This is a genomic window from Streptomyces sp. NPDC021096, from assembly GCF_040641275.1.
In the GTDB taxonomy this organism is placed as follows: domain Bacteria; phylum Actinomycetota; class Actinomycetes; order Streptomycetales; family Streptomycetaceae; genus Streptomyces.
The window spans coordinates 25331-44833 of record NZ_JBFADG010000002.1 but is presented as its reverse complement, the minus strand read 5'-3'; the positions used below and the strand labels follow the sequence as shown (position 1 = coordinate 44833).

20 protein-coding genes are annotated in these 19503 nt (G+C 73.5%); 9 read left to right on the top strand and 11 right to left on the bottom strand.

Going from position 1 to position 19503, the window contains the following annotated elements:
• Positions 1 to 47: 47 nt before the first annotated feature.
• Positions 48 to 1238, top strand: a complete 1191-nt coding sequence (locus AB0G59_RS03835) for an SLC13 family permease (protein WP_360907693.1) — start codon at positions 48 to 50, stop codon at positions 1236 to 1238.
• Between the two features lie 18 nt (positions 1239 to 1256).
• Here the strand turns inward: AB0G59_RS03835 and AB0G59_RS03830 are convergent, their stop codons facing one another.
• From AB0G59_RS03830 to AB0G59_RS03810, 5 genes are all read right to left on the bottom strand, one after another.
• A complete protein-coding gene (locus AB0G59_RS03830; protein WP_360907691.1) occupies positions 1257 to 2159 on the bottom strand; it encodes an inositol monophosphatase in 903 nt (300 codons plus the stop codon).
• Entirely contained in the window at positions 2140 to 2832 is a 693-nt protein-coding gene (locus AB0G59_RS03825) for a hypothetical protein (protein WP_360907689.1), read from the bottom strand. The genes AB0G59_RS03830 and AB0G59_RS03825 overlap by 20 nt, the downstream gene beginning before the upstream one ends.
• Before the next feature lie 8 nt (positions 2833 to 2840).
• Positions 2841 to 3803: a hypothetical protein gene (locus tag AB0G59_RS03820; protein ID WP_360907686.1), complete on the bottom strand. Its 963-nt coding sequence runs from the start codon at positions 3801 to 3803 to the stop codon at positions 2841 to 2843.
• A 62-nt stretch (positions 3804 to 3865) separates the two neighbouring features.
• The gene (locus tag AB0G59_RS03815) at positions 3866 to 4480 is read right to left on the bottom strand and encodes a TIGR03086 family metal-binding protein (RefSeq protein WP_360907684.1); all 615 of its coding nucleotides are present in this window, start codon (positions 4478 to 4480) and stop codon (positions 3866 to 3868) included.
• A gap of 141 nt (positions 4481 to 4621) precedes the next feature.
• The gene (locus AB0G59_RS03810) at positions 4622 to 5179 is read right to left on the bottom strand and encodes a L,D-transpeptidase (protein ID WP_360907682.1); all 558 of its coding nucleotides are present in this window, start codon (positions 5177 to 5179) and stop codon (positions 4622 to 4624) included.
• A 259-nt stretch (positions 5180 to 5438) separates the two neighbouring features.
• Between AB0G59_RS03810 and AB0G59_RS03805 the strand changes: the two genes are divergently transcribed.
• Positions 5439 to 6218: an acyltransferase gene (locus AB0G59_RS03805; RefSeq protein WP_071966333.1), complete on the top strand. Its 780-nt coding sequence runs from the start codon at positions 5439 to 5441 to the stop codon at positions 6216 to 6218.
• On the opposite strand, the gene AB0G59_RS03800 is transcribed toward AB0G59_RS03805, so the two are convergent.
• Positions 6181 to 7431 carry a cytochrome P450 gene (locus tag AB0G59_RS03800; RefSeq protein WP_360907680.1) on the bottom strand — a complete coding sequence of 417 codons (1251 nt, stop codon included), beginning with the start codon at positions 7429 to 7431 and terminating at the stop codon, positions 6181 to 6183. The two genes, AB0G59_RS03805 and AB0G59_RS03800, sit on opposite strands and share 38 nt — an antisense overlap.
• 218 nt (positions 7432 to 7649) lie before the next feature.
• Here AB0G59_RS03800 and AB0G59_RS03795 point away from each other — a divergent pair, with 218 nt between their 5' ends.
• Positions 7650 to 8699 (top strand): questin oxidase family protein, encoded by a 1050-nt coding sequence (locus AB0G59_RS03795; RefSeq protein WP_360907677.1) that lies wholly within the window; start codon positions 7650 to 7652, stop codon positions 8697 to 8699.
• Between the two features lie 150 nt (positions 8700 to 8849).
• Positions 8850 to 9062, top strand: a complete 213-nt coding sequence (iscX, locus tag AB0G59_RS03790; RefSeq protein WP_360907675.1) for a Fe-S cluster assembly protein IscX — start codon at positions 8850 to 8852, stop codon at positions 9060 to 9062.
• A gap of 16 nt (positions 9063 to 9078) precedes the next feature.
• Here iscX and AB0G59_RS03785 read toward each other — a convergent pair whose 3' ends face one another.
• Both AB0G59_RS03785 and AB0G59_RS03780 read right to left on the bottom strand, forming a co-directional pair.
• Complete coding sequence (locus AB0G59_RS03785) at positions 9079 to 10380, bottom strand: NAD(P)/FAD-dependent oxidoreductase (protein WP_360907673.1); 1302 nt, start codon at positions 10378 to 10380, stop codon at positions 9079 to 9081.
• A 5-nt stretch (positions 10381 to 10385) separates the two neighbouring features.
• A complete protein-coding gene (locus AB0G59_RS03780; RefSeq protein ID WP_360907671.1) occupies positions 10386 to 11360 on the bottom strand; it encodes a helix-turn-helix domain-containing protein in 975 nt (324 codons plus the stop codon).
• A 119-nt stretch (positions 11361 to 11479) separates the two neighbouring features.
• On the opposite strand from AB0G59_RS03780, the gene AB0G59_RS03775 reads away from it, so the two are divergent.
• On the top strand, positions 11480 to 11800 hold the full coding sequence (locus AB0G59_RS03775) for an antibiotic biosynthesis monooxygenase (RefSeq protein ID WP_360907669.1): 321 nt from the start codon (positions 11480 to 11482) through the stop codon (positions 11798 to 11800).
• A gap of 261 nt (positions 11801 to 12061) precedes the next feature.
• Positions 12062 to 13048 (top strand): peptidase, encoded by a 987-nt coding sequence (locus AB0G59_RS03770; RefSeq protein WP_360907667.1) that lies wholly within the window; start codon positions 12062 to 12064, stop codon positions 13046 to 13048.
• A gap of 61 nt (positions 13049 to 13109) precedes the next feature.
• Here the strand turns inward: AB0G59_RS03770 and AB0G59_RS03765 are convergent, their stop codons facing one another.
• The 3 genes from AB0G59_RS03765 to AB0G59_RS03755 all read right to left on the bottom strand — a co-directional run bounded on the left by AB0G59_RS03765 (position 13110) and on the right by AB0G59_RS03755 (position 16797).
• Complete coding sequence (locus tag AB0G59_RS03765; protein ID WP_071966324.1) at positions 13110 to 13568, bottom strand: (2Fe-2S)-binding protein; 459 nt, start codon at positions 13566 to 13568, stop codon at positions 13110 to 13112.
• A 15-nt stretch (positions 13569 to 13583) separates the two neighbouring features.
• Entirely contained in the window at positions 13584 to 15785 is a 2202-nt protein-coding gene (locus AB0G59_RS03760; protein WP_360907664.1) for a molybdopterin cofactor-binding domain-containing protein, read from the bottom strand.
• A 136-nt stretch (positions 15786 to 15921) separates the two neighbouring features.
• Complete coding sequence (locus AB0G59_RS03755; protein WP_360907662.1) at positions 15922 to 16797, bottom strand: hypothetical protein; 876 nt, start codon at positions 16795 to 16797, stop codon at positions 15922 to 15924.
• Positions 16798 to 16851: 54 nt separating this feature from the next.
• Here AB0G59_RS03755 and AB0G59_RS03750 point away from each other — a divergent pair, with 54 nt between their 5' ends.
• The 3 genes from AB0G59_RS03750 (at position 16852) to AB0G59_RS03740 (ending at position 19469) form a co-directional block, all read left to right on the top strand.
• Positions 16852 to 17439: a TerD family protein gene (locus tag AB0G59_RS03750; RefSeq protein ID WP_360907660.1), complete on the top strand. Its 588-nt coding sequence runs from the start codon at positions 16852 to 16854 to the stop codon at positions 17437 to 17439.
• A gap of 173 nt (positions 17440 to 17612) precedes the next feature.
• Positions 17613 to 17768, top strand: coding sequence for a hydrophobic protein (locus tag AB0G59_RS03745; RefSeq protein WP_360907658.1), 156 nt, complete (start codon positions 17613 to 17615; stop codon positions 17766 to 17768).
• A 153-nt stretch (positions 17769 to 17921) separates the two neighbouring features.
• Positions 17922 to 19469, top strand: a complete 1548-nt coding sequence (locus AB0G59_RS03740; RefSeq protein WP_360907656.1) for an AMP-binding protein — start codon at positions 17922 to 17924, stop codon at positions 19467 to 19469.
• Positions 19470 to 19503: the final 34 nt, after the last annotated feature.

Here is a 19503-nt window from a genome sequence, read left to right as displayed (position 1 = left end):
ACGCGCAGTCACTGTATTCGTGCGAATGGTGTGCGATGCTCTTGCCCGTGCGCGCCTTACGACGTCTGCATGTTCTGGACTGGCTGGCCGCGGGGGTGCTGGCCTGCGGTCTGTTGTTCCTCGCCACGGGGCTGCTGCCCACCGCTCCGGCCGGGGACGCGATGGTGCGGATCGCACCGCTGCTGGCGTTCCTGGGCACGGTGATCGTGCTGGCGGAACTCACCAGCCGCGCCGAGGTGTTCGACGTGGTGGCGTCGGGGGTGGCCCGCGCCGGGGGCGGGAGTTACCCGCGACTGTTCGTGTTGTGCGTGGTGTTCGCCTCGGCCACGACGATCACGCTCAACCTCGATACGACGGCGGTGCTGCTGACGCCGGTGATGCTGGCGCTGGCGTCGCGGGTGGGGATCGCCGCGGTGCCGCTGGCGATGACGACGGTGTGGCTGGCCAATACGGCGAGTCTGCTGCTGCCGGTGTCGAACCTGACGAACCTGCTGGCGGCGGACCGCGTCGCGCTCTCCCCCCTGGGCCTGGCGGGGAAGATGTGGGCGGCCCAGCTGGCCGCCGTCGCCGTGACGATGGGCTGTCTGTGGCTGTTCTACTGGCGCCGCCGCGAACGGGGCGCGGACGATTACGTTCCGCCGTCGCTCCACCGTCCCGCGGACCGGGTGCTGTTCCGGGTGTGCGCCGTCGCCTGCGCGGGCTTCCTGCTGGCCATCCTGGTCGACGCCGTTCCCCTGTGGACGGCGTCGGCGGCGGCCATGGTCCTGGTCGTCGCGGCCTTCGCGGTGCGCCGCAGGTCGGTGCTGCGGCTGTCCCTGGTCCCCTGGCGGCTACTGGTGCTGGTGCCGGGGCTGTTCCTGGTGGTGGAGACGGTGAACGTCAACGGCCTGCACGAGCTGCTGTCCTCGGCGGTGGGCCCGGACGGCGGGCTGCTGGGGATGTTCCGGGCCGCGGGGGTCGGCGGGGGCCTGTCGAACGTGCTCAACAACCTGCCGGTCTATCTGGCCGGGGAGTCGGCGGTGCCGGAGGACAATCACCGGCAGCTGCTGGCCCTGCTCATCGGCACCAACGTGGGCCCGGTGGTGACGCCCTGGGCGTCCCTGGCCACGCTCCTGTGGTTCGAGCGCTGTCACGCCCAAGGGGTGCGGGTGTCGCTGAAGCGGTTCATGGGCACGGGCGCGGTGCTGGCGGCCGGGGCCCTGCTCGCGTCCGTCGCGGCGCTCGCCGCCACCGGCTGAGGGCCGCGGAGGGCACGGTCAGGGGTGTCCGTTGAGCGCGCTCCTCGGCCCGCGCCCGGCCCGGTGCGCCACCAGGTCGAGGAGGTAGGGGATGTCCTGCGGGCGGCCGGCGACGAAGCTGCGGTCGGCCTCGGGACCGTCGACGCTGCCGAGGAAGGGGCCGCCGTCCAGGGACCGGACCTCCAGGCCCGCCTCGGCCGCCAGCAGCACGCCCGCGGGCAGGTCGATGCCCTCGGCGCGGTAGCCGACGAAGCCGTCGATGTCGCCGCGGGCCAGCATGGCCCACGCCAGCAGGGGCGCCCACAGCTGCAGCAGCCGCCGGCACCGTACGTCCAGCGTCGCCTTCAACTCACGCAGCACGGCGTCCCGGCGGGCGACCGTGTGCCCCTGGGTCCAGGCGAGCAGCGGCCCGGCGGCGGACGGCGCCCGGGACGGGCCGCTCAGCCGGCCGCCCGGCCCGTACGCGCCGCCGCCCGCCGTCGCGGTCCAGGTCCGGTCGGTCACCGGGTCGTGCACGACACCGACCACGGGCCGCCCGTCGACGCACAGGGCGATCCCGACGACGTAGGCCGGCAGCCCGATGACGACGTTGTTGCTGCCGTCGAGCGGGTCCACCAGCCAGGTGCGGTGCGGCGCGCCCGCCCGCGGGCCGGGGACCGCGCCCGCCTCCTCGGCGAGGATCCGGTCGTGCGGGAAGTGCTCCCGCACGCGCTCCACGATCAGACGCTCGGCCAGCAGGTCGAGATCGGTGACGACGTCGCCGCGCCCGCCCTTGGCCCGCACGCCGTAGTCGTCGTGGAAGCGCGAGCGCACCAGCGCGCCCGCGGCGCGGGCGGCGCCGACCGCCACCGCGCTCTCGGCCGCGTACCGCCCCGAAGGGACCGGATCCTGCGGTGCGCCGTCACGGGGAAGGGCGTCCATCGATCCTCCTGAGGACAGTACGAGCCGTCCGTGCGGTCTGCGCCGCATCGCAAGTCTGTCGTACCACCCGGTGCGGGGCGCCATGCACCGGTCCCAGGCTCAGGTCGCAGCGCCCGGGCAGGGTACGCCCCAGCAGCAGGGTGGCGGCGGCCGTGCCGGGCGGCACGACGGTGGCGTGGAAGTCGCCCGCGGGCAGGGTGTAGATCTCGCCGCCGACGCTGGTCTCCTCCGGTCCCGGCTCGCACCGCACCAGGCGCGGCGTCGGCAGGAGCACGTCCACGGCCGAGGCGTCGCTGCGCACTTCGTACACGCGGTGGGTGGGCTCGTGCGGCCGGTCGCGCACCCGGACCCGTAGATTGCCCACCCGCCCGTACAGCACACAGCTGGCCAGATCCCAGCTGTGCGCGTGCACCCGCGAGGTGGTCAGACCCGCCGCCCGGCCCGGCGCCTCGGCGTCGAAGACGTGCACGCAGACGCCGCGGTCCTCCTCGCGCTGCACGGGAAGGCACAGGAAGCCCAGCGGGTGGCGGACGGCGCGCAGCCGGCGCCGCCCGGAGGCGATCTCCTCGAGGGCCGAGGCGGCCGCTTCGAACAGCGCGGTGACCGCGCCGCCCCCGGCCTCGGCTTCGGCCATGGCTCGTTCGATCAGTCCGTAGTCCACGGGGCTGCGCACTCGGGGGTTCACCTCCGGTAGGGATTCTCCGCGTGCAGGGCCTTGTCGATGATGTCGCCGACGTCCCGGTCGGTGAAGGCCGCAGGGAGCGGCAGGGCGAGTCCTTCGAAGAGCCGGAGGACCTCGTCGACCGTCGGCTCCTCGCTCAGCGGTTCGGTGCGGCTCAGTTCGAGGGAATGGGCCTGTTCCCGGCTCTGGTGGAGCTCGGTGACGTAGTAGTCGTACAGCGGCCGGTCCCGTTCCACCAGCAGGTTGACGCGCTGGGGGTCGTCCTGGGTGATGATCAGGCACGAGTTGGACAGGTCGAAGCGGAGGGTGGGCACCACCGACGACAGATAGACGTCGATCTCCAGGGTGTCCAGCCTTTGCTGGTACCAGCAGGCGGCCAGCACCGTGGCGAACGACTCCTTGCGGGTCCGCTCGGCGCTCCAGGCCTCGGGAGGGGTGACATGCAGCCGGTGGGCGAAGGTCTGGCGGAAGCGCGCGTAGGCCGCGCACGCCTGTTCGTCGGCCGGGTTGACGATGTCTATCTTCATGGTGAGCGAGCGGCGCTGGCGCTGCGCCTCCTGGACGCAGAAGGGCAGGGTCACCGCCCGCAGGTAGGTGCCGGTGCCGCCCTTGAACACCCAGCGGTCGGTGTTCTGCCGCGCTCTGTCCAGGGCCTGTTCGAGCTCGGCGCCGGACAGGGAGCGGACCATGGTGAGGTCTTCGAGGGCGTGCCGCGTCCCGGTCATGGCGGTGCGGATGTCGACGACGCGGCGCCGCCGTTCGGTCAGCGTGCCGAAGACGAGGGCGGCCAGGACCAGGAGGGTGGCCCCCGAGGTGACGTTGTCGTCGATTTGCTGGTCGAAGACGTCCAGGAGGCCGATGATCAGGGCCGCGCCCAGGGCGACGACCCCGTCGAGGTTCCTGATGGTCCACCCGACGGCGTTCTCGATTCCCCGCCCCAGCTCGGCAGTTCCGCGTGCCATGGCCCCCGCCTCTCCCCCGGTTGCGGCAATCGTAGGAGGGGGGCGTGGCCGACGGCCAGGATTTACGGTCGCGACGGGTGGTTTCCACGCCATGAGGGGTCGCGGCCCGTGAGGCCGACGACCCGGTCGATGAGCGGGGCGTCGGCGGGGACGTCGACGGCAGCGGCGAAGAGACCCTCGGGAGCGGGCTCCCGCCCCGGCCCGGGGGCGAACTGCGAGACGAACTCCAGGCACGCCAGCAGTTCCCGCTCGCCGCAGTCGTAGGGCTGTCCGCTGGCCCGGGCGACGTCCCAGCCGTGGACGACCAGCTCGTTCAGGGCCACCCTGGCGGCCACGTCCCCGGGCAGCTCGACGCCGCCGGCCCGCGTGAGGCCCTCCCAGGCGGCCGGGTCGCGCCAGGCGTCGGCGAGGGCGGCGAGCCGGGCGGGGAAGAGGGTGCGCCAGTCCTCGTCCAGGCGGGAGGCGTCGCCGGAGGGGCCCTCGGGGCCGCCCGGGGGCAGCCCGCTCTTGGCGGCCGCGGCGGTGAAGGCGAGGGCGAGGCCGCCGATGTGCTCGATCAGGTCGCCGAGGCGGTAGTCCTCGCACGGCGTGGGCGCGGTGAGCCGGTCGGCGGGGACCGCTTCCAGCAGGCCCGCCATCCGGCCGGCCGCCGGGCCGAGGTCGAAGTCCACGGTCATGGTGACTCCTCCAGCACGCACGGTGTCGAGGGCAGCAGGGGCCACCGTATACGCGCCGGTCGGCGGCGGTGCGGGCCCGACGCGGTCCCGTCCGGTCTTTCACCGGACCGGAGGGACCGGACGGGCCGACGGGACCGGCTCTCAGCCGTGCACGACCTTCAGGGTGGCCGGCCAGCCGTCCCGGTCGAGACTGCGGTAGAGCTCCTTGATGTCCTGCGGGCGCAGCTTGACGCAGCCGTGGGAGGTGTAGTCGCTCTCCCCGTCCCAGCGCTGGTTCTCAGGTCCGCCGCTGCCGCCGTCCCGGGTCATCTCGCTGTGGATGAACAGCTCGGTGCGCAAGGTGCCGTCGTGGCAGCGCTTGTCGCCGAGCTCGATGGCGTAGCCCTTGACGAGGTTGCCGTTGTACGCGGTGTGGTGGCGGCCGAGCGTGTACGTCCCGTCGGGGAGCCAGCCCCGCCCGCGCTCGCACTCCTGCTCGCTGGTCCCCGAGCCGGCGCGGTATTCGGCGACCGGCCGGTGGTCGCGGAAGACGGTCAGCCGGGAGTGGGCGGGCGTGTCCTTGGTGAACTGCAGATAGTCCGCGGCCGCGGCGGGCGCGGCCTCCCCCGCGGGCGCGAGCAGCGCCGTCGCGGCGAGCGCGGTGGCCACCGCCCCGCCGGTGAGGGCAGGACTTACCCGGAAGGATGAGGTGCGCGGCATGACGGTGTCTCCTCAGGTTGACGAGCGCGGCCGGCCCCGGCGCCCCGCCGCGCCGTTTCCGCAGCCAGGGGCGCTGCGGGAGGCGGGCGGGTGCCGAGGACGGTGCGCGGGATTCTCGCCATCCGCAGGCCCGCCCATGCACCGGTCGCGCCCGGGCCGCGCGCTCGCGTCCCGTCCCGTCCCGCCGTCCCGGTCCAGTGGGTCGAAGATCACAGCCCGGGCGAGGGGCGGCCGGGGGTGCGCTGAGTACCGTGAGGGGGTGCCGACGCAGCAGAACCTGTTCTCATCCCTCACGGCCTGGCGGCGGCGTGCCGTCTCACGGGCCGTGCACCGCGGGGCGCACTGGGTGCGGGAGGCCGGTGCGGTGACCGCCGGGCGCCCCGGCCCGTACCGCTTCCGCCGCCTCGGCGCCGGCACCCGCCTCGCCTTCCCCCAGGGCACGGTCTTCGGCGAGCCGTGGATCGAGCTGGGCGAGCACTGCATCATCGCCCGGGACGTGACGCTCACCGCCGGGATGATGCCCGACCTCGACCTCGGGCCGGATCCGCTCCTGCGGCTCGGCAACGGCGTCGTCCTCGGCCGGGGCAGCCATGTGATCGCGGACGCGCCGCTGACGATCGGCGACGACTGCTTCTTCGGCCCGGGCGTCTACGTGACGACCACGAACCACAGCTACGACGACCCCGACGTGCCCATAGGCAAGCAGTGGCCCCGCAGCGAGCCGGTGGAGATCGGCCCCGGGAGCTGGATCGGCACGGGAGCGGTGATCCTGCCCGGCGCCCGGCTGGGCCGCAACGTGGTGGTCGCGGCGGGAGCGGTCGTACGGGGCGAGGTCCCCGACCACGCCGTGGTCGCCGGCGCGCCCGCCAGGATCGTGCGCACCTGGGACCGGGAGGCGGGCTGGCAGCCGCCCCTGCGCACACCGCCGCCGGTGCCGGTCCCCGAGGGCGTCACCGCCGAGGAGCTGGTGGCCCTGGCGCAGTGGCAGCAGGCCCCGCCCGTCACCACGCCACGGGAAGCGACTCCGGACCCCGGTTGATGGAGCCGCGCCGCCAGCGCATCTCCTCCTCACCGACCGCCAGCCGCAGGCCCGGGAAGCGCTCCAGCAGGGTGGAGAGCATCACCTCCGCCTCCATCCTGGTCAGCAGCGCGCCCACGCAGTAGTGCGCGCCGTGGCCGAAGGACAGGTTGGGCGCCTCGTCCCGGCCGAGGTCGAGCCGGTCGGGGTCCTTGAAGACGGAGGAGTCCCGGTTGGCGGCCAGGTAGGAGACGTAGACCACCTCGCCGCTGCGGATCGTCTTCCCGGCGATGTCCAGGTCCTGGGTGGCGACGCGGGGCAGGCCGACGCCGTTGCGGTGCGGGATGTAGCGCAGCAGCTCCTCCACGGCCTGCGGCAGCAGCGCCGGCTCGGCGCGCAGCCGGGCCAGCTGGTCGGGGTGGGTCAGCAGCGCGTAGACCATGTTGGAGACCTGGTTGCGCACCGCGTCCATGCCGTTGAGGACGAGCATGACGGCCAGCGAGATCAGTTCGGGGAGGCTGAGCTCCCCCTCGCCGTGGGCCGCGACCAGGGCGCTGAACAGGTCGTCGCCGGGGTGATCGGCCCGGTGCCGGGCCAGCTCGCGGAAGTAGCCGGCGATCTCACGCTTGACCGCGTCGGACTCCTCCTGCGAGTGGTTGCTGGAGAGGATGACGCCCCGCCAGCCCTGCAGCACGCCGACGTCGTCGGCGGGCACGCCCAGCAGATCGCCGATCAACTGGGCGGGCAGCGGGCTGGTCAGACACTCGGTCAGGTCGGCGGGCGGACCCTGCCGCGCCATCCGTTCGGTCATCTCCTCCGCGAGCTCCTGGGCCCGTGCGCGCAGGGCCGCCACCCGCTTGCGCCCGAAGGTCTGCGCCACCAGCCGCCGCAGCCGCGTGTGGTCGGGCGGGTCGGTGCGCCCGATGCCGCCGGCCGGCGCCACCACGTGCGGGGTCATGCTGGTGACGGGGCGGTCGACGGTCAGGGCACGGCTGAGGGAGGGCTCCGAGGCGACCGTCTTGACGTCCTCGTACCGCGTCACCAGCCAGGCCTCGCCCTCGCCGTAGCGCAGGCGGATCCGGGCGACCGGCTCCTCGCGCAGCAGGCGGTGCAGGAGCGGGTCGAAGTTCAGGGCGGGCAGGTGGTCCACCGCCCACTCGTGCACACGGTCGCCGTCCGGCCCTGCGGGGCAGGAGTCCTCGGCCGGTGAGGGGTTCGCGGAAGATGTGGTCATGCCATCGCTCCCTGTCTCATGCCGGAACCGGCCGGAACGGCACAGCGGACCAGCCCCGCATACTGGCTATTCCCGCTCAACCGGGTCACATTCGCCGGTACCGGTAATACACCCACATGTGTGAGCCCCTCAGGGGCACCGCCCACCCCGCCGTACGACCTCCGGAGTAGGGCCCAGGACCGTTACGCCCCGGCAGGACGGCGATCTAGCCTCGGGGCATGGACACGACGAGCGGAACACTCGACGAAGCTCTGCACCGGCTGCACGGCCGCGGCCCCGAATTCAGGGAATACCTCAGCAACCACGGCCCGATGGCCGTCGAGGCACTGATCCACCGGGGCCGGGCGGGCGCCGTCCACCGCTGGCTCGACACCTACGAGACCAGGCTCGAGGAGGTCCCCCCGCCGCGGACGCGGATCACCGAGGCGAACTGGCACGAGGCGCTCGGCGACACCGCGCGGGTCACCGACTGGACCGCCTACTTCTCCCGGCTGATAAGCCGGCAGCCCTGGCGCGAGGTCCTCGCCCAGTGGTGGCCGCGGCTCCTGCCGGGCATCGCCGGCGCCGCCACCCACCCCGCCATCCGCGTGGGCCACGCCGTACGCGCCCTCACCACCGACGGCGAGGACGCCGCGCGCCTGTCGGAACTGGCCCACGCCCTGGGCTACTGGGCCGCCCGCCACACCCTCCTGCCGTTCTCCCTCACCCCGTCCGGCCGGGCCGAGCCCGCCGATGCCCTGGCCGCACTCCCCCGCATCGCCGAACGCGACGTCACCCCCCTGCGCGGCTACGCCCAGTTGTCCGGCACCCCCGGCTGGCTGGAGACCACCGGCTCACTGGGCGTACCGCAGGACCCCGAGGCCGCCCGCGAGCGCCTGGGCGAGCTCGTCCGGGCCGCCACCCTCAACTACGCCGCCTACGGCCACGGGGACGGCGTCATGCTGGTGCACGCCGCCACGGCCCCCAACGCGGTGCTGCGCACCCTGCCCGCCCTGCCCCGGGAGTTGTGGTCGCCCTCGCTCGCGGTGGCGTGGACGGCGACCGCGGCCATCACCTCCATCTACGCGGCCGACACGCCGCTGCCCCCGCCGGACGCCTCGTCGGTCACGGCCGAGGAGGTGTTCGAACTGGCCGCGGACCACGGCGACGCGCACGTGATCAAGTTCGCGGACACCGCCCTGGACGTGGCCGCCGCCTCCGAGGACGGCGACGACCGTGCCCTGGCGGCCGCCCTGAACGCCGTCCGTCTGATCGGCTCCGGGGACTAGCGGACCCGAAGGGCCCGAAAGCGTGCGCGGCGCCCTGGACGGGGGTCAGGGCGCCGCGCGCACCGCAAGGAATCGGCCGGTATCGGCGACGGGGCCGTGGGATGAACGGCGGCTCTGGACCCCGTGGGCCGGTTCGGACACACTCGGCCCATGCGATGGACCGACATCGAGCAGATCGCGGCCGATCTGGCCGCGCAGTACCCTGCCGCCGAGCCCCTCACCGTCGACTTCACGGAGATCCGTGACCGGGCCGCCGCGCTGAGCGCCTTCAGCGACGACCCCGCCCGCTGCAACCTGCGCATCCTGGAGTCGATTCAGCTGGCGTGGCTCGACAGACTCGACGGGATCGGCAGAACGGACTGACGCGGCCGGCCCGGGTCTACGTGCCGAGAATGCGGCGGGCCTCGCGCAGGCCCGACAGCAGGGCGCCGTGGACGGTGCTGCAGTAGTCGCCGGTGGTGGCCTCCCCCGCGAAGTACAGGCGGTCGCCCACGGGTGCGGCCAGGGCGTCGTGGTCGCCGGGCCGGGAGCCGGTTGCGGGGAAGGAATACGCACCGCGGGCCCAGGGATCGGCGGCCCAGCGGGTCAGCCGGTGCGCGAGGGGATCGGGCACGCGGTCGCCGTAGATCCCGCGCAGGACCGCCATGGCCTCGCGGACGGTCGCGGCGTCGTCCAGCCCCTCCATCCGGCGGGCGACGGGGCCGCCGTTGAGGGCGGCCAGCACCGGGGCGCCCACGAGGTGACGGAGGTTGTACCAGTTGGCGAAGGCGCCGTGCGGGGTGCCCTCCTGGCGGATGACCTCCTTGTCGTCCCAGAAGACGTCCGGGAACCGCAGGTAGAGCTTGTCGTACACGCCCATGCCCAGGCGTTCGACCACGCCCCGCTTGGCCCCGGGGAGCTCGGGTGTGAAGGCGACGTCGCCGGCCTTGAGCACCCCGAGGGGCAGGGTGAGCAGGACGCGGCCGGCGGTGAAGGCGCCCTGGCCGTCGGTGCGGACGGTGACCTTCCCACTGTCGCCGTGCTCGACGTGCGTGACCCTGTGGCCGAGCCGCACGTCCAGCCCCCGGGCAAGGTGGTCGGCCAGCCGGCCGTAGCCGTCGGGGAAGACGACCTCGTCGCCCTCGAAGCCCTCACCGGAGACCATGCCCTGCAGCGAGATCTCCTCGATGCCGGCACCCCAGTCGTCCTCCACCATGCGGCTGTGCGCCGCGAAGGCGCGCCGGGCGCGGTCGGCGGTCAGACCGCCGGCGTTCAGCACGCTCCGCAGCGCCGTCGCCGCGGATTCGTCCGCGCCCGCCCGCCCCGCACGCTCGAACAGTCGCTCGCCCGCCGCTTCCTGGTCGGCTTCGCGCTCCTCCGTTTCGTAGCGGGTCAGGCGGCGGCCGTCGGCGGCGTAGGCGACTGTGCCGGTGCGGTTGCCGTAGTCGAGGGTGCCGGCGTTGTACACGAGCGTGGCGGCCCCGGCCTCCTCGGCCAGGTCGGTGACCGGATTGCCCTTGACGCCGTGGATCCAGGACGCGCCCAGATCGATGCGGGTGCCCTCCCACTCCTCGGTCCACAGCCGGCCGCCGAGGCGGTCCCGGGCCTCCAGCACGGTCACCTCGTGGCCGGCCCGGTGCAGTTCACGGGCGGCGTACAGCCCGGCCATGCCCGCCCCGACGATCAGGGTCCTCCTCTCCACCGGCGTCACGTCCGGCCGAGGGCCTGGCGGCGCAGCCGGCCGGGCGTGGTGTCCAGGCGCTCGCGCAGCAGCGTGGTGAGCGTGGTGGCGTTCTCGTAGCCCACGCTCCGGGCCACGGCGTCCGTCGGCAGGTCCGTGGTGCGCAGCAGGTGTGCCGCCTGTTCCAGGCGGATGCGCTGGGCGAAGCGCAGGGGGGAGATGCCGAGGACGCGGTCCACGGCGCGCTGCAGGGTGCGTTCGCTCGTGCCCTGGGCGCGGGCGGCGTCGGCGATGCGCAGGGGCTGGTCGAGGTGGTCGCGGACCCAGCGTTCGAACGCGCTGACGGCCGGGTCGGTGCGGGCGAGGTGGCTGGGGACGGCGTAACTCGCCTGGGTGGGGCGGGTGTCGATGAGCAGGTAGCGGGCGGTGAGGTCGGCGAGGGCGGGGCTGGACTCCCGCACCAGGGACAGGGCCAGGTCCAGGTGGGCCATGGCGGCTCCGGCGGTGGTGACGCCGGGGGCGTGGGTGAGCATGTGCGTCTCGTCCAGGGCGACCTGGGGGTAGCGCAGCCGGAACGGGGGTGCCAGCCACCAGCTCGTGGTGGCCGGCAGCCCGTCCAGGACGCCGGTCTCGGCGAGCAGGAACGTTCCGGTACAGGCGGCGGCCAGGGGGACCCCGTCGGCGCGGGCCTGGCGCACCACGTCCTGCACGGGCTTGCGTTCGGGCGAGGTGACCCACTGCAGGAGGGGTTCGGGCCGCTTGTGGCCGACGCCGGGGACGACGAGCAGATCGGGGGCCGGGGCCGCCTCGGGCGCGACGGCCGCGACGACGTGCCCGGCGGCCGTGCGCACCGGTCCGTGCGGGCTGACGCAGCTCACCTGCCACGCCGGCGGGGGCTGCGGCAGCTCCTCGCGCAGCTCGTTGGCGGTCTGCAGGACGTCGAGCACCGAGGCCAGCCCGGAGTCGAAGGTGCCGTCCACGACCAGCACAGAGATCTTCATGTCGGAAACGGTAAGCGATCTGTCGCATCCGCCACTGGGGGGCTCCTGCAGGTGGTTCATAGATTGATCACACCCGATCGACGGAGAAACCCGATCGGCGAACGAAGGAGATCACCCGAATGACCACCACGCCCTCGACCACCGTCGGCCTGCTCGCCCGCATCGAAGCCCGCCCGGAGCACGTCCAGGAGGTGCGGGAGCTGCTGACCGGCGCCCTCGCCCTCGCCGAGGAGGAGGCGGGCACCACGGTCTGGTTCGCGCTGGGCCTGGGGCCGACGACCTTCGGCATCTTCGACGCGTTCGGCAGCGACGACGACCGCCGGGCCCACCTGGAAGGGAAGATCGCCGCCGCGCTCATGGCGCAGGCGCCGCGACTGCTGACGCAGGCTCCGGACATCCGCCCGGTGGACATCCTCGCCGCCAAGCTCCCCGCGGCGTGACGAAAAGCCGCCGCGGTGCCCCTTGGCCCCACCCCTGGGCCGGGGCGCCGCGGCGGCGCCTCTCCTGGCGCATACGGGTCCGTGGCGCAACCCCGCCCTTGACGCGCCCCTGTCAATGCACCGCTTCCCGTGGCACTCTGCCTCACGCACCGTCAATCCGCTCCACTCGTCTGCCCGGACCGCCGACCGAGCGGCCCGGCCCCCACACGGCCCGCGCGGGCCTTTCCGGTCCCGTGCGCGGCCACGGCAGAAGGAGTACGCGTGAGACGTCCCCGCCGTACGACCACCGGCATCCTGCTGACCGCCGGAACGCTGGCCCTGACGGGCGTTCAGGCCACCGCCACCGGCGCCGCCACGGCCCCCGCGCCACCGGCCGTGCACACCGCGGCGGCATCGGCCGCGGCGCAGCAGAAGGCCGCCGCCTTCTGGACCCCCGAACGCATGCGCACGGCCGCCCCGCTCGATCTCCCGGCCGCCGACGCCGACGCCGGCGCCCTTCCCGGCCCCCGGCCCGGCGCGCGGGAGACCACGGTCGCGCCCACCGCCCCCTCGGCGGACGCCAGGTCCTTCCCCCAGGCCGGCGGCCCGTGGACCGGCGGCGGCGCCGTCACCCGGACCTCCGGCCGGGTGTTCTTCACCATGGACAACCGCACCGCTTCCTGCTCGGGCGACGCCGTCACCAGCAAGAACGGCAGCACGGTGCTCACCGCCGGGCACTGCGTCAAGTACAAGGGCAACTGGCACACCAACTGGGTGTTCGTCCCCGGCTACCACGACGGCCAGAAGCCCCACGGCACCTGGGCCGCCACCAAGACGATGGCGACCGCCCAGTGGTCCTCCGGCGAGGAGATGAACTTCGACGTCGGGGCCGCGGTCGTCGGTCCCCTGGACGGCAAGAGGCTCACCGACGTCGTGGGCGCGCAGGGCCTGCAGTTCAACGGCGGCTACAACAAGGCCATGTACGCCTTCGGGTTCCCCGCCGCCAGCCCCTACGACGGCACCAAGCTCATCCACTGCAGCGGGACGTCCTCCAAGGACTTCCTCCTCACCAAGGACCACGGCCTGGGCTGCAACATGACCGGCGGCTCGAGCGGCGGCCCCTGGTTCACGTCCTTCGACGAGGCCACCGGCACCGGGCTGCAGGCCTCGGTGAACAGCTTCGGCTACACCTTCCTGCCGAACAGGATGTTCGGCCCGTACTTCGGCGACGAGGCCAAGAGCCTGTACGAGCAGGCGCAGTCGACCTGAGACGGCCGCGCACCCCGCACCGCCGGCGCGGCGGCGGTGCGGGTCGGCCGGACCGGGCGGGTCAGGCCATCTTCGCCGCCGCGCTGCGGATCGCCTCGCGGATGCGGAAGTACGTACCGCACCGGCAGACGTTGGCGATGGCGTCGATGTCGGCGTCCGTCGGGTTCTTCGTGCGCTTGAGCAGGGCCACGGCGGCCATGATCTGCCCCGGCTGGCAGAAGCCGCACTGGGCCACGTCCTGTTCCAGCCAGGCCTCCTGGACGGGGTGCAGCCGGTCGCCGTCGGCCAGGCCCTCGATGGTGGTGACCTCACGGCCGGCGGCTTCGGAGACGGGCACGACGCACGGCCGGACCGCTTCCCCGTCCAGGTGGCTGGTGCAGGCCTTGCAGACGTCGACGCCGCAGCCGTACTTGGGGCCGCGGATGCCGAGCAGGTCACGCAGGGCCCACAGCAGGGGCAGGTCGCCGGGGGCGTCGACGGTGACGGGCTTGCCGTTGACGGTGAAGGTGTGGGACGGCACGGCGAGGCTCCTGGGCTAGCGGGGGTAGGGGGTGAAGTCGACGTCGAAGGTGACGGGGAAGCGCCGGGGCCGGGTCCCGGTGGCGCGGGCGTAGGCGTTGGCGATGGCGCCGACCGCGGCCGGGACGCCGAGTTCGCCCGCTCCGCCCGGCTCACCGGTGGCGGGCAGGACGAAGATCCGCACCTCGGGCGGGGAGTCCTTCTGGCGGGCGTAGTGGAACTGCGAGTAGCTGCCCTCCAGCGGCAGCCCCCGGTCGATGTGGAGTCCTGCCGTCAGCGTCGTGGAGATGGCGTCCGTCAGCCCGCCGAGCAGCTGCGCCTCGAGCCCGCGGGGGTTGACCGGGCGGCCGACGTCGGCCACGATCACGGCCTTGGTGACCCTCGGCTTCTTCGGGTCCCTCGCGTCGATCTCGACCAGGCAGGCCGTGCGGGACTTGTACTCCTCGTGGAAGCCGATGCCTTGCGCGCACCCGGCGGGCATCGGCCGGCCCCACCGCCCCTCCTCCGCCGCCTTGTCGAGGACGGCCCGCTGGGCGGGGTTCTTCAGGGACGCCCGGCGGAAGGCCACCGGGTCCTTGCCCAGGGCGGCGGCCAGCTCGTCGACGACGACCTCCTCGGCCCCGCGCGTGTTGGCGGAGTACACCGACCGCCAGGACGCGGTGGGCATCTTCAGCGGGACCTCGGTCAGGGTGTGCGTGGTGAGGCCGAAGTGGTACGGGGTCTTGACGGTGGTGTGGAAGAGGACCTGTGCGAAGCCCGCGTTGACCAGGCCGCCGGGCAGCTTCGTCGCGGTCGCGGTGATGATCTCGCCGAGGCCGTGCCGGAAGTCGGTCTCGACGGCGGCCACCCGGTGCTCGAAGCCGATCACCCGGCCCAGCGCGTAGGTGGCGCGCAGCCGGTGGTGGGTGGCGGGCCGCATCCTGCCGTGCCGCATGTCGTCGATCCGCGACCACATCAGCCGCACGGGCCGCCCGCAGGCCCGGGAGACCCGGGCGGCCTCCAGCGCCGCGTCGAAGAACAGCCTTCGGCCGAACGAGCCGCCCGCCTGCACCACATGGACGGTGACCTTGTCCACGGGAAGGCCGAGCTCCGCGGCGATCGTCTGCTGGGCGACGATCGGTGACTTCAGCGCGGACCAGACGGTCGCCCGGTCGGGCCGTACGTCGGCGACGGCCGAGTTGGTCTCCAGCGGCGCGTGGCTGACGAAGGCGAACTCGAACTCCGCGTCCAGCTGGCCGCCCGGCACCGGCGGGAGCGCGGGACGGGCGGCCGCCGCCCGGAGCCTGGCCCGGATGTCCTCGTCGCCGAGGCCGTCGATCGTCCCGGCGCCCCAGCTCACGTCGAGGGCGTTCTTCGCGTCGAGGGCCTGGCCGAAGGTCTCGGCCACGACCGCCACGCCGGTGGGGATCACGACGACGTCCAGGACGCCGGGCATCCGCAGGACGGCGGCCTTGTTGTTCACCGTCCGCACCGTGCCGCCCAGCGTCGGCGGCCGGCGCACCATGCACGGCTTGGCGCCGGGCACGTCCAGGTCCAGGGTGTACTGCTGCGCCCCCGTCACCATGGCCCGGGCGTCGATCCGGGAGGTGGGGGTGCCCACGAGGGTGTGCGCGGACTCCGGCTTCGGCGTGGCGGCCACCGGACCGAGCCCGGGCGCCGCGGCGGCCGCCGCCAGCGACCCGTACGAGGCCGTCCGCCCGTCCGGTGCCACGACGCTGCCGTCCCGCGTCCGCAGTCCGCCCGCGTCCGTGCCCCACTGCCGCGCCGCCGCCCGCACCAGCCGTGCCCGGGCGGCGGCAGCGGTGTGGCGGACCGGGTCGTACAGCGACCGGATCGAGTTGGAGCTGCCGGTGAACTGTCCGAACAGCAACTCGGGCCGGGCGTCCTCCAGCTGCACCTTCACCTGTCCGAGCGGTACGTCCAGCTCCTCGGCGACCAGCATCGCCACCGCCGTCGTCAGGCCCTGCCCCACTTCCTCCCTCGGCAGCCGGAAGGAGACCACGCCGTCCTCGCCGACCCGCAGCACCAGCATGTGGGCCGTGGGCGCTCCGGCGAGGGTCAGCAGGTCGCCGAGGTCGACGAGGTCGGCGACCTGGGGCAGGCCGTCCGCCGCCGCGTGCGCGGCCGGTCCGGCTCCGTCCAGGCCGATCCGCGTGGCCACCGCCAGCGTCGGCGCCGCGACGAGGTAGGTGAGAAAGCCGCGCCTGCTGTGCTTCATGAGTCTCCGTTCGCGCACCCGCCACCCCCGTCGGTCTGCTCCGTAGATCATTACCGAGGGGTAATCAGTGAGCAAGGGGCAGGGCACGACTGCCGCGGTGCGGCCGGGTTCCGGGACGTCCGGCCGCTCCCGCCTGTCAGCAAGTGGGCGCGTCCGGAGGACGGTTGCCGGGGGTGCGGACGGCGCCGGGGACGTGCAGCCGGCGGGTGAGGCGGTCCAGGTCGGCGCGGGCCTTGTCGTAGGGGGTGCCCTGCGGGTGGAGGGTGAGGACGGCGACGACGGCGCGGTCGTCCGCGCCGACGGTGCCGGTGGTGTGCAGCGCCTCGCGGGCGAGGTCCACGCCGTCGGCCGCGGCCACCCGTGGGCGGCCGGCGCCGGCACCGTCCGGGGAAGGGAAGCCGGACCAGCCCTGTTTGACGGCCCGGGGGTGCTCGAAGACGGCCGCTATGCCGAAGCCCTGGTCGAATCCGTCCGTGCCGCGGCGGGTCGCGGCGCGTAGATTGTCCATGATGACGTCGCGGACGGGCGCCGGTGCCGCCTCGAGGACGTAGCGGTAGATCCGCACCGTGTCGGCGGCCGACAGGCTCGTGTAGCCCCAGTACCCGGGGTACCGCGACGGCGGCGGGGCGGTGTCGGCCAGCCCCAGCCGGGCCGTCATCCGCTCGATGATCGAGCTCTCGCCGTTGTGCGTCCAGAAGTGGCTGGCCGCGTCGTCGTCGCTGCTGCGCAGCATGACGTCGAGCCGCTCCCGGTCGTCGGCGGCAACGGGCTCGGCGGGCTCGTGCGGCCACAGGTGGTCGAGGGCTATCAGCAGCTTGACCACCGAGGCCGAGCGGAACCGCACGCGGCTGTTGAACTGCTCGGTGAAGGCGCCGGTCTGCCGGTCGTACACCGCGATGCCCGCGGTGACCCCGGCCGGTACGAGACGGATCTGCAACGCTCTCTCCTCCCGGAAGGAGTCCTGCTCGGCCGCGGCCAGGGACTCCCTCGGATAGTGGAGCGCCGGCGGCACGTGGTCATCAGCCTTCGGTCAGCGTCGAAACCGCCCGCCGGAACAACCGCCGCGATGCGATGGCCGTGGCACCATGGGTGGCCGGTGTCCAGAGGGAAGGGGAGCCCGGTGAGCAGTCTGAACAAGGGGATCGCAAAGGTCGAAGTGGCGCTCAAGTGGGATCCGAGTCCCGCCGGGGCGCCCGCTCACGACCTCGACATCATCGCCGCCACCTACGTCGCCGGGGCGGCGGACGGCACGCCCGCCTACCTCGTGCACTTCGACAGCCGCTCCCCCGACGGGACGATCACCCTCAACAGGGACAGCCGCACCGGTCAGGGGCTGGGCTACGACGAGGTCATGACCCTCGAACTCGACCGGCTGGCGCCCGCGTACGTCCGCGTCGTCATCGGCGTGGCCGTCCAGCAGGGCGGCGGCAGGCTGGCGTTCGGCGACATCGCGAACACCGGCGTCCGGATCACCGAGGGCTATGACGAGCTGGCGCGGGACGACTTCTCCGGCGTCGCCGGTGCGACGGCCGCGACCGTCGCGGAGTTCGTCCGGGACGCCTCCGGCGCCTGGACGTTCCACGGCGGGGTCCGTGGATTCGACACCGACCCGGTGACCTTCGCCGCCGTCATGGGCCGGACTTCGGCTTCCTGAACGACCCGGTACCGGTGCGCATCGCGTCGCACCGCTTCGCTCACGGCACGTGGCGGGAAATGACCGCCGCGTGCGCGAGGGCCCTGGGGCGGGCGCCGGACGCTTGGGGAGGTGACACTGGAGGTGAGGCACGCTGCCCCTGCGCGGGCAGTGGATTCAGGGAGGTGTTCTCCGTGCTTCCACTCCTTCTCGTCCTGCTCCTCGTGCTCATCCTCTTCGGCGCAGGATTCGCCCTGAAGGTGCTGTGGTGGATCGCGATCATCGTGCTGATCCTGTGGCTGCTCGGATTCGTCATGCGCTCCGGCGGAGGCCGCTGGTACCGGTGGTAGCCGAGCAGTACGACGCGGCGGCCGACGGACTCAGGTCCGTTGTCGGCCAAAGGCGTAGGCGTGGCCGGTGGGTGCGTTGATCCAATAGGTGCGCTCTACATATGATTGCCCAAGGTAACCATAGGGCCGTCGCGCCCCGCCAGGAGGATGCACATGCACGCCGCCCCGCACACCTTCCGCACCTACGTCGAGGACATCCTCGACGCCCTGGGGACCGCCCCGGAGCGCGAGGTGTTAGTCCACCACGAACGGCGCGTCACCGCAGGCGAGTTCCGCTCACTCGTCTACCGGATGGCGCGGGCGCTGAGCTCCCTGGGGCTCGGCCGCGAACAGACCGTCACGCTGCTGAGCGGCAATCTGCCGGAGACCATCGCCGCCCGCTACGCGGCCAACCTCATCGGCTGCCGCGTCAACCACCTCTACAACAAGCTGTCGGCCGAGGCGCAGGCCGCCATCGTCCGCGACGTCGAGACGCGCGCCCTGATCGTCGACCCGGGCCTGTACGAGCGCGCCGCCGAGGTCACCGCGCAGGCCCCGGTGGACGCCCTCCTCGTCCTGGGCCCCGCCAAGACCGGCAGCGACCTGCTGGAGCTGGCCGCCGGTCAGCCGGCCGAACCCGTGCCGGGCGCGGCGCGCCCGCACGACGTGTGCAGCATCCGCCACACCGGCGGCACCACCGGCCACCCGAAGGGGATATGCACCTCCTTCGAGCAGGTCAACGGCATCACCCTGGGCGATCCGGACCCGCAGGCGCAGCCCCACGAGCGCCGCCAGCTGGTGTGCACCACGCTCGCCCACATCGCCGGCATGTTCGCCGACGTCACCCTCCGCGCGGGCGGCGCCGTGGTGCTGCTGGAGGACTTCGAGCCCGCCGCCGTGCTCGCCGCCATCGAGCGCGAGCGCATCACCGACACCTTCCTCCTGCCGCCCCTGCTGTACCGGCTCCTGGACCACCCGGGCGCCGCGAGCACCGACACCTCCAGCCTGCGCTGCCTGATGTACGGGGGCTGCCAGGCGTCCCCGGCCCGCATCGCCGACGCGGTGCGCCGGCTGGGGCCCGTGCTGGTGCAGTTCTACGGGCAGAGCGAGGTGGGCGGCATCAGCGTGCTGTCGGCCGATCAGCACGACCCGCGGCGGCTGGACCGCCTGCGCTCGGCGGGCCAGGTGCTGCCGGGCGTCGAGGTGGCCGTCCGCGACGAGGAGGGCCGGGACGTGGCCACCGGCGAGCACGGCGAGATCTGCGTCCGCTCGGCGCTGCTCATGCAGGGCTACTGGAAGCAGCCCGAGCTGACCGCGCAGGTGCTGCGCGACGGCTGGCTGCACACCGGCGACATCGGATACCTGGACGACGAGGGCTTCCTGACGGTCGTCGACCGGCTCAAGGACATGATCATCGTGGTGGGCGGCCACGTCTACACCTCCGAGCTGGAGGACCTGCTCAACTCGCACCCGGACATCCAGCAGAGCGCCGTCTTCGGCGTCCGGGACGCCGACCGCATGGAACAGGTCCACGCGGTCGTCGTGGCCCGGGCCGGCAGCGGTGTGGACGAGCAGGCGCTGCGCGCGCTGGTGCGCAAGGAGCGGGGCGCGATGTACGAGCCCGTGCGCATCACCTTCGCCGAGGCGCTGCCGCTGACGGAGGCCGGCAAGCCGGACAAGAACCTGCTGCGCCGGGGCGCGGAGCCGGTCGCGGCGGCCTGAGCCCGGCCGCGCCGGCGCCGCACCCGGGGCGAAT

Coding starts and splice junctions, on each gene's coding strand:
- AB0G59_RS03795 (WP_360907677.1), top strand. CDS start 7,650: ATGGACACGACGAGCGGAACACTCGACGAAGCTCTGCACCGGCTGCAC.
- AB0G59_RS03800 (WP_360907680.1), bottom strand. CDS start 7,431: ATGACCACATCTTCCGCGAACCCCTCACCGGCCGAGGACTCCTGCCCC.
- AB0G59_RS03740 (WP_360907656.1), top strand. CDS start 17,922: ATGCACGCCGCCCCGCACACCTTCCGCACCTACGTCGAGGACATCCTC.
- AB0G59_RS03820 (WP_360907686.1), bottom strand. CDS start 3,803: ATGGCACGCGGAACTGCCGAGCTGGGGCGGGGAATCGAGAACGCCGTC.
- AB0G59_RS03775 (WP_360907669.1), top strand. CDS start 11,480: ATGACCACCACGCCCTCGACCACCGTCGGCCTGCTCGCCCGCATCGAA.
- AB0G59_RS03830 (WP_360907691.1), bottom strand. CDS start 2,159: ATGGACGCCCTTCCCCGTGACGGCGCACCGCAGGATCCGGTCCCTTCG.
- AB0G59_RS03815 (WP_360907684.1), bottom strand. CDS start 4,480: ATGACCGTGGACTTCGACCTCGGCCCGGCGGCCGGCCGGATGGCGGGC.
- AB0G59_RS03780 (WP_360907671.1), bottom strand. CDS start 11,360: ATGAAGATCTCTGTGCTGGTCGTGGACGGCACCTTCGACTCCGGGCTG.
- AB0G59_RS03750 (WP_360907660.1), top strand. CDS start 16,852: ATGCGATGGCCGTGGCACCATGGGTGGCCGGTGTCCAGAGGGAAGGGG.
- AB0G59_RS03760 (WP_360907664.1), bottom strand. CDS start 15,785: ATGAAGCACAGCAGGCGCGGCTTTCTCACCTACCTCGTCGCGGCGCCG.
- iscX (WP_360907675.1), top strand. CDS start 8,850: ATGCGATGGACCGACATCGAGCAGATCGCGGCCGATCTGGCCGCGCAG.
- AB0G59_RS03810 (WP_360907682.1), bottom strand. CDS start 5,179: ATGCCGCGCACCTCATCCTTCCGGGTAAGTCCTGCCCTCACCGGCGGG.